The organism is Candidatus Nomurabacteria bacterium (assembly GCA_023898465.1).
Classification (GTDB): Bacteria; Patescibacteriota; Patescibacteriia; order HK-STAS-PATE-3; family HK-STAS-PATE-3; genus HK-STAS-PATE-3.
On record CP060223.1, the window covers coordinates 323,577 to 339,039 of the forward strand.

General features: G+C 47.6%; 13 protein-coding genes and 1 other RNA gene. 13 read left to right on the plus strand and 1 reads right to left on the minus strand.

Annotated elements, in window-relative coordinates; all coding sequences use genetic code 11:
* The first annotated feature begins 1 nt into the window (after position 1).
* The 12 genes from H6760_01560 to H6760_01615 all read left to right on the plus strand — a co-directional run bounded on the left by H6760_01560 (position 2) and on the right by H6760_01615 (position 14,378).
* On the plus strand, positions 2–1,582 hold the full coding sequence (locus tag H6760_01560; GenBank protein USN53839.1) for a 2,3-bisphosphoglycerate-independent phosphoglycerate mutase: 1,581 nt from the start codon (positions 2–4) through the stop codon (positions 1,580–1,582).
* Positions 1,570–3,168: a 2,3-bisphosphoglycerate-independent phosphoglycerate mutase gene (locus tag H6760_01565; protein USN53840.1), complete on the plus strand. Its 1,599-nt coding sequence runs from the start codon at positions 1,570–1,572 to the stop codon at positions 3,166–3,168. Before H6760_01560 ends, H6760_01565 begins: the two co-directional genes overlap by 13 nt.
* A 30-nt stretch (positions 3,169–3,198) precedes the next feature.
* Positions 3,199–3,822 carry a propanediol utilization protein gene (locus H6760_01570; GenBank protein USN53841.1) on the plus strand — a complete coding sequence of 208 codons (624 nt, stop codon included), beginning with the start codon at positions 3,199–3,201 and terminating at the stop codon, positions 3,820–3,822.
* A 1-nt stretch (position 3,823) separates the two neighbouring features.
* Positions 3,824–4,969, plus strand: coding sequence for an acetate kinase (locus tag H6760_01575; protein USN53842.1), 1,146 nt, complete (start codon positions 3,824–3,826; stop codon positions 4,967–4,969).
* A 2-nt stretch (positions 4,970–4,971) separates the two neighbouring features.
* Positions 4,972–5,469 carry a VTT domain-containing protein gene (locus H6760_01580; GenBank protein USN53843.1) on the plus strand — a complete coding sequence of 166 codons (498 nt, stop codon included), beginning with the start codon at positions 4,972–4,974 and terminating at the stop codon, positions 5,467–5,469.
* 41 nt (positions 5,470–5,510) lie between these two features.
* Complete coding sequence (locus H6760_01585) at positions 5,511–7,256, plus strand: 2-oxoacid:acceptor oxidoreductase subunit alpha (protein USN53844.1); 1,746 nt, start codon at positions 5,511–5,513, stop codon at positions 7,254–7,256.
* A gap of 2 nt (positions 7,257–7,258) precedes the next feature.
* A complete protein-coding gene (locus H6760_01590; protein ID USN53845.1) occupies positions 7,259–8,128 on the plus strand; it encodes a 2-oxoacid:ferredoxin oxidoreductase subunit beta in 870 nt (289 codons plus the stop codon).
* Between the two features lies 1 nt (position 8,129).
* Positions 8,130–9,920 (plus strand): single-stranded-DNA-specific exonuclease RecJ, encoded by a 1,791-nt coding sequence (gene recJ, locus H6760_01595; protein USN53846.1) that lies wholly within the window; start codon positions 8,130–8,132, stop codon positions 9,918–9,920.
* Complete coding sequence (locus tag H6760_01600) at positions 9,895–10,305, plus strand: reverse transcriptase-like protein (GenBank protein ID USN53847.1); 411 nt, start codon at positions 9,895–9,897, stop codon at positions 10,303–10,305. The genes recJ and H6760_01600 overlap by 26 nt, the downstream gene beginning before the upstream one ends.
* A gap of 10 nt (positions 10,306–10,315) precedes the next feature.
* Positions 10,316–10,705, plus strand: a complete 390-nt coding sequence (locus tag H6760_01605; protein ID USN54053.1) for a DUF1801 domain-containing protein — start codon at positions 10,316–10,318, stop codon at positions 10,703–10,705.
* A gap of 354 nt (positions 10,706–11,059) precedes the next feature.
* Positions 11,060–13,810 carry a UPF0182 family protein gene (locus H6760_01610; GenBank protein USN53848.1) on the plus strand — a complete coding sequence of 917 codons (2,751 nt, stop codon included), beginning with the start codon at positions 11,060–11,062 and terminating at the stop codon, positions 13,808–13,810.
* Position 13,811: 1 nt separating this feature from the next.
* Positions 13,812–14,378, plus strand: a complete 567-nt coding sequence (locus H6760_01615; protein ID USN53849.1) for an MFS transporter — start codon at positions 13,812–13,814, stop codon at positions 14,376–14,378.
* Positions 14,379–14,434: 56 nt separating this feature from the next.
* On the opposite strand, the gene H6760_01620 is transcribed toward H6760_01615, so the two are convergent.
* Positions 14,435–14,914 carry a hypothetical protein gene (locus H6760_01620; protein ID USN53850.1) on the minus strand — a complete coding sequence of 160 codons (480 nt, stop codon included), beginning with the start codon at positions 14,912–14,914 and terminating at the stop codon, positions 14,435–14,437.
* A 127-nt stretch (positions 14,915–15,041) separates the two neighbouring features.
* Between H6760_01620 and rnpB the strand changes: the two genes are divergently transcribed.
* Positions 15,042–15,454: RNase P RNA component class A (gene rnpB / locus H6760_01625), an RNA gene on the plus strand.
* Positions 15,455–15,463 lie beyond the last annotated feature (9 nt).

Genomic DNA, 15,463 nt, shown 5'->3' on the forward strand with positions numbered 1-15,463 from the left:
TATGGCAACGAAAAAAGGGACTAGCACAAAAACTTCTCGAGAAGCACATCTTTGGCCCGCAGTATTGTTAGTCATTGATGGCTTTGGTCACGCGCCAGCCGGCCCAGGGAATGCTGTTACCCTGGCCAAGACGCCGAACCTAACAAAAATTATGAAAGAAAATCCCTGGACCCTACTTGACGCATCTGGTCCAGCAGTTGGTTTACCCCCGGGTCAGGCAGGAAACTCCGAAGCTGGCCATATGAACATCGGGGCAGGTCGAGTTGTATTGCAAGATAGCGTGCATATCACGAAAGAAATTGAAGATGGCCGCTTCTTTAAAAATGCCGCATTCCTAGATGCTATCCACCACTGTCAAAAACGCAACAGCCGTGTGCATTTGATGGGGTTACTTTCTAACGAACAGAGTGGGCATAGTAATCCGGGTCATTTGCAAGCACTCTTAAAGCTCATGCGGCAAAAAAAAGTGAAAGAAGTCTATTTACATCTTTTCACTGATGGTCGCGATACACCTCCCCGTAGCGGCCTCGGCATGCTTCATAAGTTAGAAAAAACTTTGCGACCAAATGAGCGGGTTGTCAGCATCGCCGGACGTCTATGGGCAATGGATCGTAAGAAAAATTGGCAGCGAACAGATGCCTCATATCATATGCTTATTGAGGGACAAGGTCATCAAGTAAAATCCGCCTCAGAAGCCATCAGTCAAGGCTATGCGCATGGTACGACTGATGAATTTATCGAACCCTCTGTCATATTTGAGAAAGATAAGCCGGTCGGTCGAATCGAGGACGGTGATGCAGTCATTTACTTTAATTTACGTTCTGATCGCGCCCGGCAGCTTACCAAGCCTTTTGTGCAGGATAACTTCAAAGAATTCCGTCGCCGCAAAGTCATGCACGACTTAGCCTTTGTGGCTATGACCGACTTTGGCCCAGACTTGAATCATTTATTGACTGCGTATCCAAGCGTTGATATTCAGGGCACTTTGCCGATGGCCCTAAAAGGGAAGCGGCAAATGTATATTGCAGAGAATGAAAAATTCGCCCATGTAACGTATTTCTTAAACGGTGGCTATGCTAACCCGGTGGCAAATGAAGATCGCATTATGATTCCTTCACCTGCGGTTGCCCATTATGATGAGGTGCCTGGGATGTCCACCCCGGGGATTACCTTGCGTACACTTTCCGTTTTGCAAAAAAAGCAGTACGACTTTATTGGCATGAACTTTGCCAATTGCGATATGGTAGGGCATACCGGAAATCTCAAAGCCGCCATCACTGCTGTCGAAACCGTTGATGAGGCGATTGGAACTTTATACAAAGAAATCCAAAAGCAGGATGGGTTACTTTTTATAACTGCCGATCATGGCAATGTAGAAAGTATGCTCTTCCCAGAAACCGGTGAGGCCGATACTGAACATTCGCAAAACCCGGTTCCATTCATTATCGCTGGCAAAGTTCCGAAGCAGTTTAACATTTTGAAAAAAGATGGCGTGTTGGGTCAGGTAGCTCCGACCGTGCTTGATACTTTGGGGATCCCCATACCGACAGAAATGAAACTCAGTTCACTATGGCAAAAGTAAGCTCCTCAGTTTATCGACCCGTCGTGCTTGTTGTCTACGATGGTTTTGGTGTCGCACCAGCTTCTCGCGGCAATGCCATTAGCTTAGCCAAGACACCACACTTTGACGATATACTCCGGCATTACCCGGCAATTACCCTACAAGCTTCTGGCGAGGCGGTTGGTTCGCTCTGGGGGGAGTTGGGGAATTCAGAAGTCGGACACATGAATATGGGCGCCGGCCGCATCGTTTATCAGGATTTGCCGAGAATCACCAAGGCAGTTGCCGACGGCAGTATCATGAAAAATCCAGCCTTGCTTGATGCGGTAAAGCACGTGAAGGAGAAGGGGAGCAGTCTCCATATTATGGGATTGATGAGCTCAGGAGGTGTGCATAGTTTTAATGAGCACGCCTATGCTTTACTCGAATTTGCCAAGCATGAAAAAATCGACAAAGTATTTATTCATGCCTTCTTAGACGGTCGCGATACGCCGCATAATAGCGCAGAGCGTTTTATTACCAAACTTCAAGCGACAATACAGAGTTTAGGCGTAGGGAAGATTGCCTCACTCTCTGGACGCTACTGGGCCATGGATCGAGATAATCGTTGGGATAGGATTGAAAAAGCGTATCGCGTATTAGTTGACGGCAATGCAGAACAAAGCGCAACTGATCCGATGCAAGCAATTCACGACAGCTATGCAAAGAAAGTATACGATGAGGAATTTATACCTACAGTTATCACTGATGCGGCCGGCGCCCCGATTGGGAAGATAAACAATAACGACGCAGTCATTTTCTTTAATTTCCGACCAGATCGCGCTCGCCAGTTAACCAAGGCATTTGTGCTGCCAGGTTTTGAAAAGTTTTCTCGTGTCTACATGCCAGATCTCTTTTTTGTGACAATGACTGAGTACGAAAAGGATTTGCCGGTGAGTATTGCCTTCCCACCTGAGCATGTGGCAGAGCCTCTAGCAAAAGTCCTCTCTGACGCCGGCAAGACACAACTCCATATTGCCGAGACGGAAAAGTATGCCCATGTCACTTTCTTCTTTAACGGAGGCCGAGAAAAAGCCTATCCGCAAGAGGACCGCATACTTATTCCTTCACCGGCAGTGAATTCCTATGATCAGAAGCCGGACATGAGCGCTCGTGAAATAACCGATCGCGTGATTGAAGAAATTCAGAGCATGAAGTATGACTTGATTGTTATTAATTACGCAAACGCAGATATGGTGGGTCACACCGGCAAATTGCCAGCGACGATTGAGGCAATTGAAATGTTGGATGAGATGACAGCCCGGCTCAAAGAAATTGTCGAGGAGGTAAACGGTGTGTTGCTACTAACTGCTGATCACGGCAATGCTGAGGATATGATTAATTTACAAACCGGCTTTTTACAAAAAGAGCACACGACAAATCCTGTCCCATGTATTTTGGTAGGAAAGGCTTTTCGTTCAACGAAAGATAAAGACACCATGTCGCTCGATCTTTCTTTGCAGACGCCACGAGGATTACTTTCTGATGTTGCACCAACTATTCTCGAGCTGATGGGAGTTGCCAAACCAAAATCCATGACTGGAAAGAGTTTGCTCCATGTGTTTTAGTTACTCCTTGTTGTGATATACTAAATATCTATGGAAGGTTTCACTGTCCCCGTAGAAGTTTCCGCGCGACATCTCCACGTAACTGAGGAGACTTTTCATATCTTATTTGGAGCTGAAGCGAATTTGAGTATTGAGAAAAATATTTCTCAGCCAAATCAGTTTATAGCAAAAGAGCGGGTAAAAGTAATCGGACCAAAAGGTTCATTTTCATCTGTTGGTATTGTTGGTCCTTATCGTGCATATACCCAGCTTGAACTGGCTAAGAGCGACGCGCGTCACATCGGCGTAGATGCTGCGTTAACCGTGTCTGGCACAGAGGTAGAAAATACCGTGCCAGTGACACTGGAGGGTCCCCTAGGCTCTGTAACGATTCATAAAGATGTCATTATTGCCGCGCGACATCTCCACTGCGATCCAGCAACGGCAGCTAAGTATGGCCTGAAACATCTGGATAAGGTAAAAGCGCGAATCACTGGCCCCCGTGGCTTAGCATTTGATCAGGTGGTAGTACGGGCGAGAGAAGGCAAAGACGCATTAGCGCTGCATCTCGATACTGATGAAGGGAATGCGGCAGGGGTAGAGCCCGGGACGACTGCGGAACTCATACTAGAAGATATTTCCGACGTGCCGCAGCCTGAATTAACTCTCGACTAGTATGTACACTCTTTCCGTGAATGTAGGCAGCTCAAGTATGAAGTTTGCCGTTTTTGCTCGTGATGAAAAGGTGCTACTGCGGGGTGTGCTCGATGGTATGAAGCGCGTTAATGTTGTTGTGCATTTGCAGTACGGTAACAAGAAGCGAACCTATGATGTGCGCGGGCCAATTCGTTTGGCTAAGGCGTTTCAATTACTTCGCAGCGCATTAACCGAGGCGGGGATTGATCAGGCAGAAGTATCAAGCGTGGGTCATCGAGTTGTACACGGGGGAAAGTTTGGTCATGCGGTGAAAATTACCCCGGCAGTATTACGCGAGTTAAAAAAGTACATTCCACTGGCGCCTCTGCATCAAGGTCAAGATATTGAGGCTATACGTACTGCCCAAAAAGTTTTTCCTGAGGCGCAGCATATAGCGGTTTTTGACACCTCATTCTTTACGCACTTACCTGAAAAAGCAAAATACTACGCGTTACCGCGAGCGATCATGAAGAAATACCAGCTGCGCCGGGCAGGTTTCCACGGCCCTTCGCACCAGCACGCTGCCCAGTACGCCGCCCAGAAACTCGGCCGGCCTTTGCGTAAACTTAATCTCATCAGCATACACCTAGGTTCAGGCTGTAGCATGACGGCAATTCAGCACGGTAAGCCAGTTGATACCTCTATGGGTTTCACTCCATTGGAAGGCTTAGTCATGTCTACTCGTTCTGGTGATATTGATCCTGGCCTGATGCTCTTTCTTTTACGACAGGGATGGAACGTTTCCATGATTGATCGATTACTTCATACGCAATCCGGCTGGTACGGCCTAAGCGGATTTGTAGATTTTCGTGATGTACTTAAAGCATCTGGTTATCCCGTACCAAATTGGAAATTGCCGCATAAAGTAAATACACAACAAAAGGCCGAGTGTCGGGCGACAGTCGATACTGTGCTGTATCGACTGACCAAGTATCTTGGTGCGTACTGGGCAGTGCTTGGTGAAGTTGATGCAGTTATTTGTACCGGCGCAATGGGAGCGAAGAATGTCTGGTTTCGGAAGGCTCTGAAATCCTCCTCGCCTTTGTTTCATCATGCGAAGTGGTTAGCGGTGGAATCAGACGAAGAGTTATTAATTGCTCGAGCAGTCCATACTACAGTGAAATAACTATGTGGTTTACGCCTAGTGAATGGATTGAGCTACTCATCTTGTTTTTTGCTACCTTACTTATCCCGACCTTTAATTTCGTCTCACCTTTCCGTCCAATCCTTCTCATTATCGCTTTTGCCACTCATATCCACTTTCTTGTTGTTGGTGTGGTGGCTTCGGTGGGGGCAACGCTCGGCACTTTGCCACTTTACTACGTTGGACGAAAAACGCAGGAAATGGAAAAGGTGCAAACATGGCTGCAGCATCACTCAAAATGGAAGCGCTTACTTGAGAGAGTAGAACACAGCACATTTCTTGTCCTTTTGCTTTTACTTTGGACACCCTTACCTGATCAACTCGTTGGACTCTATGGCGGATTTGAGCGCTATACTATGAAAAAGTTTCTCCTAGCAAATTTTATTGGGCGAGCCGTATGGTACATCCCTCTCGCTTTTGCTGCGACAATATTTGATGATCCATTAAGTGGCTTATGGCATTGGCTAACCGGGTGGCTATAAGTTGCGTGAAAGTAGAAAAATTCGTATACTAGTGGAACGTCATGGAGGAAATAACACTGAAAATTGGGGGTATCGCCGGGGCGGGAATTAAATCTACCGGCGAGATATTTGCAAAAATCTGCTTGCGCTCAGGCTGGCATGTCTTTGATTACACTGAATATCCCTCACTTATTCGCGGAGGACATAACACCTATCACGTGCGAGCAGCCACGGAGCCAATCTGGAGCACGGTGCAGTATATACACATCCTTATCGCACTAAATGAGGAGGCCGTACGACTTCATTTGGAGCACGTGATTGAGGGTGGAGTAGTGGTGTACGATCCTTCGGTCGTGGATGCTGAAAAACTTGGTCGAGGTCGTAGTGATGTGCGCTTTTGTGCAGTACCTTTTGCTGAATTGGCCATTTCCTCAGGCGGTATTGAAAAGATGGGAAATATGGTTTCCATTGGTGCGGTGGTTGGACTCTTACACGGCTCGCTGAAAATTACCAAGTCAGTTATTGCCGATATTTTTGCCACTAAGGGTGAGCAAATTGTTTCACAGAATGAAGTAGCGGCTGAGGCTGGCTATGAATATGTGCAAGAGCATTTTTCTGAACCTTTTGCATGGACTTTGCATGAGTTGGATGCGCCTGAACAGATGCTCGTAGCAGGAAACGAAGCATTAGGCTTTGGCGCTTTAGCCGGCGGCGTGCAATTTTATGCGGGATATCCCATGACACCATCCTCATCCATCCTGCATTTCATGGCCAAATACGGGCCAAAGCAGGGCGTGGTAGTGAAGCACGCTAGCGATGAAATTGGTGCAGTAAATATGTGCATTGGCGCTGGATTTGCGGGAGCGCGAGCCATGACCGCCAGTTCGGGTGGGGGTTTTTCTCTCATGGTGGAATCACTTGGTCTAGCTGGGATTACCGAAACGCCAATTGTTATTACCGAAGTGCAGCGTGGTGGTCCAGCCACCGGCCTACCAACCTGGACCGAGCAAGCCGACCTTCGCTTTGTTGCTCATGCCTCACAGGGTGAATTTCCTCGCGTGCTTTTGGCACCTGCTTCGGTCGAGGAATGCTTTACCCATGCGGCACTGGCACTTAATCTAGCAGAAATCGCACAAACCCCAGTGCTTATCTTGTCTGATAAATTATTGGCAGAGAGTCAGAAGAGTACAGAGCCTTTCACCTCCAAACACGTTGCTATTGATCGAGGTAAGCTCATGACCACTCGGGAGGCAAATAGACAAAAAGACTACCACCGTTATGAAATCACAGAGGATGGTATTTCACCTCGAGCTGTACCAGGCCTGCCCAATACACTTTTCCTAGCTAATAGCGATGAGCATGACACCTATGGCTATAGTGAAGAGAACGCAGAGAATCGCACCGCAATGGTTGATAAGCGAGCTCGTAAGCTTGAGCAGATTAAGGATTTACTGCCAAAGCCGATAATAATCGGACCAAAGCAAGCTGACTACACTTTTATTACCTGGGGATCCACTATGGGCCCGGTGCTTGATGCAATGCGTATCCTCGAGGCTGAGGGACATAGCGTGCAGATGTATCGCTTGCCAGTGATACTTCCGTTCCCAAGCGAAGAGGTAACACAATTTCTAGAAACTACCACGCAAACTATTTTAGTAGAGAATAACAGCGAAGGTCAGCTTGGTGGTTTGATTCGCGAAAAAACTGGTTACGAATTAGATGTGCACATGTTGAAATATGATGGCCGGCCCTTTTTCCCAGAGGAAATTGTACAAAACTTTTTAGCAATGATTGAAGAAGCGCATTAAGCATGGCCAAAGCAATCGAAAAAAAAGATAAGTTTCACACTGATAAGTCGCCAACTTGGTGCCCGGGCTGCGGCGATTTCAGTATTTGGATGGCGCTGAAAGAAGCGTTGGAGAAGTTGCAGCTAGAACCAGAAAAAGTTGTGATTGTGTACGGCATTGGTTGTTCTGGCAATATGGCGAATTATGTCCGCACCTATGGCTTCCACGGCCTGCACGGAAGAGCCTTACCAGTAGGTGAGGCGGTGAAGATGATTAATCCAGGCATGACCGTGATCGTAGTCGGTGGAGATGGTGATGGTTTGGGCGAGGGGATCGGCCATTTCTTGCACTCAGTGCGTGGCAATCATGATCTCACGTATATTATTCATGATAACCAGGTGTATGGCCTAACCACTGGGCAGACCGCGCCAACCTCAGCTAAGGGTTTTGTTACAAAATCTACTCCCTTCGGCGTCTTGGAAGAGCCGGTGAACGCCGCAGCACTAGCTTTAGCAGCTGGCGGGCACTTTGTGGCGCGTGGTTTTGCTGGCGAGCAAATGCATTTGGTTGATACTTTGGTTCGAGCTATTCAGCACCCTGGCTTCTCGCTTGTAGATGTACTCCAGCCTTGTGTCACTTTTAATGACTTAAATACCTACGCCTGGTTTTTTGAGCGTATTTACAAACTGGAAGAGAGTGAGTATGCTCCGAATGACCGAATGCAGGCGATGGTAAAAGCAATGGAAAGCGCCACGCTGCCGATTGGTGTGATGTATGAAGGTGAAAGTACGCCATATCATTTGGGTGTTGAGGGTCTGGATATTAGTAAGCCTTTAGCTGAGCAAAAGTTGAAGCCGAGAAATATTTCTACGATTGTCGAGCACTACCTCTAAGATGAGCACCACAACTCAGGAACAGTTTCGGGAGGGGCCGAGCACGTCACGGGCGCGTTGGCTTTTTCGTAACCCAGTCGCCGAAAGCTTTGCCGCCAGCTTCCCTGAACATAGCGCGGTTATGCTGCAGCTATTGCAGGCACGGGGCTTAGAAAAGCAAACGCAAATTGATGAATTTTTGCAGCCTGATTATGGCAGCGACGTGCATGACCCTTTCCTTTTTCGTGATATGCACAAAGCGGTTGATCGCATTATTGATGGCGTGAAAAAAAATGAACGCATTGTTGTGTATGGCGACTATGATGCTGATGGCGTGTGTGGCGCTTCTGTGCTCTGGTCTACTCTACATGCCCTCGGTGCCAACCCAGGAGTGTATTTACCTGATCGGCAGAGTGAGGGTTATGGTTTAAATGAAAAAGCCCTAGAGTCGCTTCACTCGCAGGGTTACACTCTCGTAATCACGGTTGATTGCGGTGTGACGAGCGTGGGGGAAGTAAAGAAGGCAAATGAGTTAGGCATCGACGTTATTATCACTGACCACCATAGCGAGCCGCCGGAGCTACCTGCCGCTTTTGCTATTCTCAACCCAAAACTCGCTGAAGAAACATATCCATTTCGTGAATTAGCCGGTACTGCTGTAGGTTTTAAACTAGCTCATGCGCTTTTACTTAAAAGTGAGTATGGGAAATCCTTTAATCGTGAGCCCCTCGTGCAAGGTTGGGAAAAATGGCTACTTGATTTAGTGGCAATAGCCACTGTAGCAGACATGATGCCGATGTTAGGTGAGAATCGCACGTTAACCATGTATGGCTTGAAGGTGTTGCAAAAAACCCGCCGCCTGGGATTACGTTCACTTTTCTCTGTCATGCATAATGATCTCGCGAAAGCGGATACCGAGACTATCGGCTTCATGATAGCTCCACGCTTAAATGCAGCTGGTCGCCTTGATCATGCAAACACTGCTTTTCGTTTACTTGTTACTGAGGACGCCGCTGAAGCATTCGCACTGGCTGACGATTTAGAACGGACCAATACAGCTCGCCAGGCAGAGACAGAGCGAATCGTTGATGCAGCTATTGAGCAAATTGGATCTGAGCCCGAGCAACCGATTGTCGGTGCGTATCATCCAGACTGGCAAGTTGGCGTACTGGGATTAGCGGCCGGCCGCCTGGTGCATCGCTATGGACGTCCGGCTATTGTTATGGCTAAGGTGCGTGGTCTGGTAACGGGATCAGGACGTTCTATACCTGCGCTAAATCTCATGGAAGCACTTGACCCGCTTCGTCCAAATTTTGAAAAGTTCGGTGGGCATCCGCAGGCATGTGGCTTCACATTGAAGGCAAATTACACACCAGAGGAATTTGTTATAGATTTTGCCGCGCGCGCCGGAGAGCTGCTGAAGGGGAGGGAGTTAGCACCGGAATTACTTATTGACGCGGAACTAGTTTTGCATGATGTGAATTGGGATTTACTTGAACAAATTGAGCAACTGGCACCTTTTGGACAGAATGCGCGACGTCCAATTTTCGCAGTCCGCAATGTACAGGTCGTTGAAGCGCGCCAGGTAGGCAAGAAAAATCAACACCTCAGCCTTACCATTCGTTCTGCGCAGGGGACTGAACATCGTAGCATCGGCTTTACCTGGGGAGAGGAGCACAGTAAACTACCAGTAGGCAAAAATATTGATTTAGCTTTTGAGCTCAGTGCAGACGAATGGAATGGTGAACGTCGCCTGCAGCTCAAAATACTTGATATTCATTACAGCGATGAAACAGATAATACTTCGATCTGACGGCGGCGCGCGGGGCAACCCAGGTCCAGCCGGTATTGGCGTGGTCCTAGAGGCTGATGGGCAAATCGTAGCAGAAATCAGCGAGTATATTGGTGAAGCGACGAACAATGTTGCTGAGTACTCAGCCTTGATTGCTGGTCTGAAAAAAGCTAAAGAATTAGCCGCTACAACCGTGCAGTGCTTTCTCGATAGTCAGTTGATTGTTGAGCAGATGAATTTACGCTACAAAGTAAAAAATCCAGACTTGGGTAAACTTTTCTTGCAAGCGCAAAACCTGGCACACACTTTTAGTAAAGTGACCTATCAGCATGTACCGCGCGAATTAAATAAAGCCGCTGATGCGCTGGTGAATAAGGCGATTGATAGTGCGGTGGGCGCTAGCTAACTTTATTCGCATGCACAAGGACATTGAATTATATAACAGGGCTTTAACGGCAAAAGAAAAAGCCATTTGCACAACGCTTGCTCACAGCATTGACGAGAGTCTTAAGTTGGCAGAAAGTAAAATATGGCACGCCCATCCGGTTTGGTTCTTAGCCGGTAATCCCATTGTCGGGTATAGTAAAATGAAGGAAGGTGTTCGGATACTTTTTTGGAGCGGCCAATCCTTTGATGAGGAAAAGTTACAACCCGAAGGAAGTTTTAAAGCAGCTGAAGCCAGATATACTAATGTGAAGCAAATGAATAAAACTGACCTTAAAAGGTGGCTAAAAAAGGCAAAAGAAATTCAGTGGGACTACAAAAATATAGTCAAGCGAAAAGGACGACTTGAGAGGTTGAAATAGCGTTGTGTTAACTAGACGGTTCTTGATGGTGAGTTTTTTTATTTAAACAAAGAAAAAGACCCCCCATCAGATGTGCTAATGGGGGGTAGGGACGGGTCTCGGCGGCACCTTAGGGCACCAGGGGTCCGCTCTGTTCTACGGTCAACTTTTTCACGTCTCAAGGGACGTGCCAAAGAGTGCTGAACAATCACAGACCGCGTTGGCCACTGTATGCACTCGCTCACCATCCCGTGTGCAGAAGCTAACAAAAACTACCTTTTGCGTCAATAGAGAGTATGACAATTACCAACTTTCCTTGCAAAAAAGGTCATTTTCAGGCACTATTAGCCCGTACTTAACCACACACCTATGCGCATGCGACGATGGATTCTCACAATAGTAGCAGTAGTTTTTGTGCTCAGTGCTTTAATTGCAGCTTTAGCGAACACCATAACAGATTGGTGGTGGTTTCAATCGATTCAGCAGACTGATCTCTTCCTCACGCCATTGTATACACAACTACTCTTAGGTTTCGGAGTAGGCTTATTTGTGGCTCTACTTTTCTTTTTTAATACCTATTTAGTTGGTCGTTTCGCGCGTACGCCATCAAAGACTTTTCAATGGTCACAACGAAAAGGGGATGCTGTAGAAATTAAGTCGGTAGCGGTGGCGCCATTTGCTCGCAAGATAAGCATGGTCTTTGCCTTGCTCCTTGGGTTAATTTTTGGATTTACTGCGGCTAGTCACTGGGAAACCGTGCAACTATTCCTTCATCGTGTGGCTGTTGGACAGACCGATCCATTATTTGGGCGTGATGTGAGTTATTACTTTTTCACGCTGCCTTTTGTAAAGATTGTGGTACAGACGGCTTTTGCGGCCATGTTACTACTCACCATAACGACCATTGTTTTGTATTTTGTGCATGGTGCCTTAGAAGTTGGTCGTCGCATTATGGGGCGGGATCGACTGGGTATGAAGACTTTAGTAAGCGCCGCACGTCAGCATCTGTCCATTATCAGCGCGATTCTTTTCGCCTTAGTCGCTGTTCAGCTTTATTTCATCGCAGTTCCGGATTTAGTGTATAGCGCTACTGGTCCAATCACTGGAGCGAGTTATACCGATGTCCACATCCGCTTGCCCATCCTTTATATCGGCACGGGTATTGCGATTCTTCTAGCCGTCAGTCTACTTGCCCACAGTATTAAATCCTCTACACGTTGGGTGGCTGGATTTGCCGGAGCTTTTCTAGTTCTCTTCATTGTCGGTGGTTGGTTAGTGCCTGATTTGTTGCAGCGCTTCGTTGTTTTACCGAACGAATTAGATAAAGAGTCGGAGTATATCACCCGTCATCTCGAGGCTACTCGGCAAGCCTATGGTTTAGATACCATTGAGAAACGTGATCTATCCGGTGACACCGCACTAACCCGGAGTGATATTGATGCGAATCCTGGCACAATTAAAAATGTTCGCTTGTGGGATCGCGATCCACTTCTTGATACCTTTAGCCAGATTCAGGAAATTCGCACCTACTATGAGTTTAATTCGATCGATAATGATCGCTATACCATCAATGGTGATTATCGTCAGGTGCTATTGTCACCCCGTGAATTGGAGGCTGGGAATCTCCCTCAGCGTAATTTTATTAACGAGCATCTAACCTTCACCCACGGATATGGACTTACCTTGGGTCCTGTGAACGAAGTCACACCAGAAGGTTTACCAGTGCTATTTGTGCAGGATATTCCACCAAGCTCTTCCACTAATGTTGAGGTGAAGCGTCCGGAAATTTACTTCGGTGAATTAGCAAATGATTACGTCGTAGTAGATAGCGGTGCGAAAGAGTTTGATTATCCATCCGGTGAGGAAAATGTCTTCAGTGATTACAGTGGAGATGGGGGAGTGCAGGTGAACTCTCTATTCCGTAAGTTGCTCTACGCTATTCGCTTCCAATCAAGTAAATTCCTGTTCTCCTCAGATATCAAAGGCGACTCACGCGTCATGTACTACCGTGATATTCAGGATCGAGTGCAGCGTACCTTGCCGTTTTTACGCTTTGATGGTGACCCATATCTCGTGGTGCGTGATGATGGTTCCTTGACTTGGATCTACGACGCGTATACCACCTCGAATGCGTATCCATATGCCGAGCGAGTCTCTGATGCACTCCTACAGCATAATAGCGGTGGGCTCTATGGTCAGATTAACTACATTCGCAATGCGGTAAAAGTGAGCATTGATGGATATACAGGCGCCATGACCTTCTATGTCGCGGACGCTAATGATGCAATTATTCAGGCATATCAGGGCGTTTTCCCGGCTAGCTTCACCTCAATGAATGAAATGCCGGATGATTTGCGTTCACATATCCGCTTCCCAGAAGATATGTTCCAGTATTTGACCAACATCTACTCGATCTATCACATGGAGGATGCGCAAATCTTCTATAACCGCGAGGACCAGTGGTCGATTCCAACCCGGCCAAATGAAAGCTCTGATCCCTTCATGCGACATATGATTATGCGCTTGCCAGAAGAGGAAAAAGAGGAATACATCCTCATGCTTCCTTTCACGCCTAGGGGTAAAGATAATCTCTCAGCCTGGATGGTTGCCCGAAATGACGGCCAACACTACGGTCAATTGGTTGTGTATCGATTCCCGAAACAAAAGTTAGTGTATGGCCCAATCCAGATCATCAATCGTATTAACCAGGATCCGGATATTTCGCGACAAATTTCACTTTGGGATCAGCGCGGCTCAGAGGTTATTCGTGGTAACTTGTTGGTTATCCCGATTGAGTCATCCTTGCTTTATGTGCAGCCAATTTATCTCCGTGCCGAAGGAGGACGCATCCCAGAGTTGAAGCGCGTCATTGTAGCGCATGAAAACAAGATCGCCATGGAGGAAACGCTTGATCAAGCCTTGATTCGACTTTTCCCTCGTGATGGAGAGGCGCCAGCACCGAGCAATACCACCGATGAAGAGACTGATACCACGGACGCAAGTGTGGCGCAGCAGGCCAGCGATGCATACCAGCGAGCCTTAGATGCGCAGCGGAATGGCGACTGGACGACCTATGGCGAGGAGATACAGCGTCTCGGTGAGTTGCTTGGGCAGCTAAACCAATAGCATGAAACGGGGGATCAAGGTACTGCTTATTTCCGACGCTTGGATTAATCTTGCCTTAGGCATGATAGGTCCGATTTACGCTATTTTTGTGGAAGACATTGGCGGGGACCTCCTGGACGCGAGCTGGGCGTATTCCGTTTACATGATCACTGCTGGAGTTGTGATGTTTTTGCTTGGTAAGTGGGAGGATCGCGCCAAACACAAGGAAAAGTTTGTGGTTATTGGTTATGCGCTTATTAGCCTAGCGTGTTTCATGTATATTTTTGTGAATAGTCAGATTATGCTTTTGTTCACGCAGGCAGTACTTGGACTTTCTCTCGCCGTGCTCAGTCCGTCATTTGATGCCATTTATTCACATTTTGTGAAGCGTAAAGAAGAGGCCTCAAATTGGGGTATTTGGGAAGCGATGAGTTATGTAGTGACCGCCATTGCCGCGATCATTGGAGGCTATGTCGCGGACGGTTTCGGTTTCCGCACCCTTTTCATTGTCATGTTTGTTATTTCCTTATTTGGTACAAGTTATAGCATGCATTTGTATCGAGGTAAGAAGTATTTGAATCGGGGATGATTCGAATGAATATGAGAAGAACAGGGACCACGCGAAGGCATAGTCCCTGTGTTCTGCTATTCACCGCTTGATCCGGCGCCGATCGAGGCTCCAAACACCGTCACTCCGTCGCGTTGTCCGATCATCAAGTCAACCGGTGGGAGTTGGATGAACTTCATCACATAAGGGTTCAGATACTGCAGTACCCGGAAGTGGGCAGCGTATCCGAGTATCGGGTCAAATCCGTCCGAAGGTTGGAAGCCAAGCGTTGCTGATACACCGAGGAAAGGAAGCGGTTGCACATGGACATGGCCGCCCAACATCCAGAGGATTTCCTTGTCCTCGACCTGCAGGCAGACTTGGGGTCCGACCGAGAGGTGGCTGAGAGGAAAAAGTCGATGGTACTGACCGTCGAGACGCAGTTCGTCTTCTTCATCGACTCTGGTGTCGCCACCAACGATGATTGCTCCGAACTTGGGATGAGTATCGTCGTCAGCCAGGCTTGTCCCAGCCATCAAGCCTAGCAGTAACAGTGAAAAAAGAACGCACACTTTCATGGCACACCCTCCGTATGCATAGTGGAAACTGACGCTTACTATGGTACTCCAGGAGGGACTATCTCGCAAAAAGTGGAGAAATAGCAACTTGACAAACAGGCGCTTTTTCGGTATGTTCGCATGTGCTGACGTGCGCCGGATGACTGCTCCGCCTTAGGTGGAGAGGAAAGTCCGAACACCCCCCAAGCCCCCCATTTTTGAGAGGTTTGTGGAAGTAGGTCGTTCCGAAAGGGAACCGAGCAATTGGTTGTAAGCTTTCGGCCGAATAACCAATGGTTTAGGGAAAGTGTCACAGAGACAATACTGCCGATGATCTCGCTTAGCGGGATACAGGTAATAGGTGAAAAGTAAGGGCCTAAGAATCCTTTCTCTTCATAGGTGACTATGAGGAGTGAAAAACCCGACCTGGTGCAAGATCGCATAGGTCTAGTCATTCGACTGGACGGGTAGATCGCATGATCCCGACGGCGACGTCGGGGCTAGAGAGATAGTCATCCCTCATTATGAGGACAGAATTCGGCTTATAGGTGTGCGTCAGCACCTAAGAGA

Bases quoted from the DNA above. Each gene is read 5' to 3' on its own strand.
- H6760_01560 (USN53839.1), top strand. From the start codon at position 2: ATGGCAACGAAAAAAGGGACTAGCACAAAAACTTCTCGAGAAGCACAT.
- H6760_01565 (USN53840.1), top strand. From the start codon at position 1,570: ATGGCAAAAGTAAGCTCCTCAGTTTATCGACCCGTCGTGCTTGTTGTC.
- H6760_01570 (USN53841.1), top strand. From the start codon at position 3,199: ATGGAAGGTTTCACTGTCCCCGTAGAAGTTTCCGCGCGACATCTCCAC.
- H6760_01575 (USN53842.1), top strand. From the start codon at position 3,824: ATGTACACTCTTTCCGTGAATGTAGGCAGCTCAAGTATGAAGTTTGCC.
- H6760_01580 (USN53843.1), top strand. From the start codon at position 4,972: ATGTGGTTTACGCCTAGTGAATGGATTGAGCTACTCATCTTGTTTTTT.
- H6760_01585 (USN53844.1), top strand. From the start codon at position 5,511: ATGGAGGAAATAACACTGAAAATTGGGGGTATCGCCGGGGCGGGAATT.
- H6760_01590 (USN53845.1), top strand. From the start codon at position 7,259: ATGGCCAAAGCAATCGAAAAAAAAGATAAGTTTCACACTGATAAGTCG.
- recJ (USN53846.1), top strand. From the start codon at position 8,130: ATGAGCACCACAACTCAGGAACAGTTTCGGGAGGGGCCGAGCACGTCA.
- H6760_01600 (USN53847.1), top strand. From the start codon at position 9,895: ATGAAACAGATAATACTTCGATCTGACGGCGGCGCGCGGGGCAACCCA.
- H6760_01605 (USN54053.1), top strand. From the start codon at position 10,316: ATGCACAAGGACATTGAATTATATAACAGGGCTTTAACGGCAAAAGAA.
- H6760_01610 (USN53848.1), top strand. From the start codon at position 11,060: ATGCGACGATGGATTCTCACAATAGTAGCAGTAGTTTTTGTGCTCAGT.
- H6760_01615 (USN53849.1), top strand. From the start codon at position 13,812: ATGAAACGGGGGATCAAGGTACTGCTTATTTCCGACGCTTGGATTAAT.
- H6760_01620 (USN53850.1), bottom strand. From the start codon at position 14,914: ATGAAAGTGTGCGTTCTTTTTTCACTGTTACTGCTAGGCTTGATGGCT.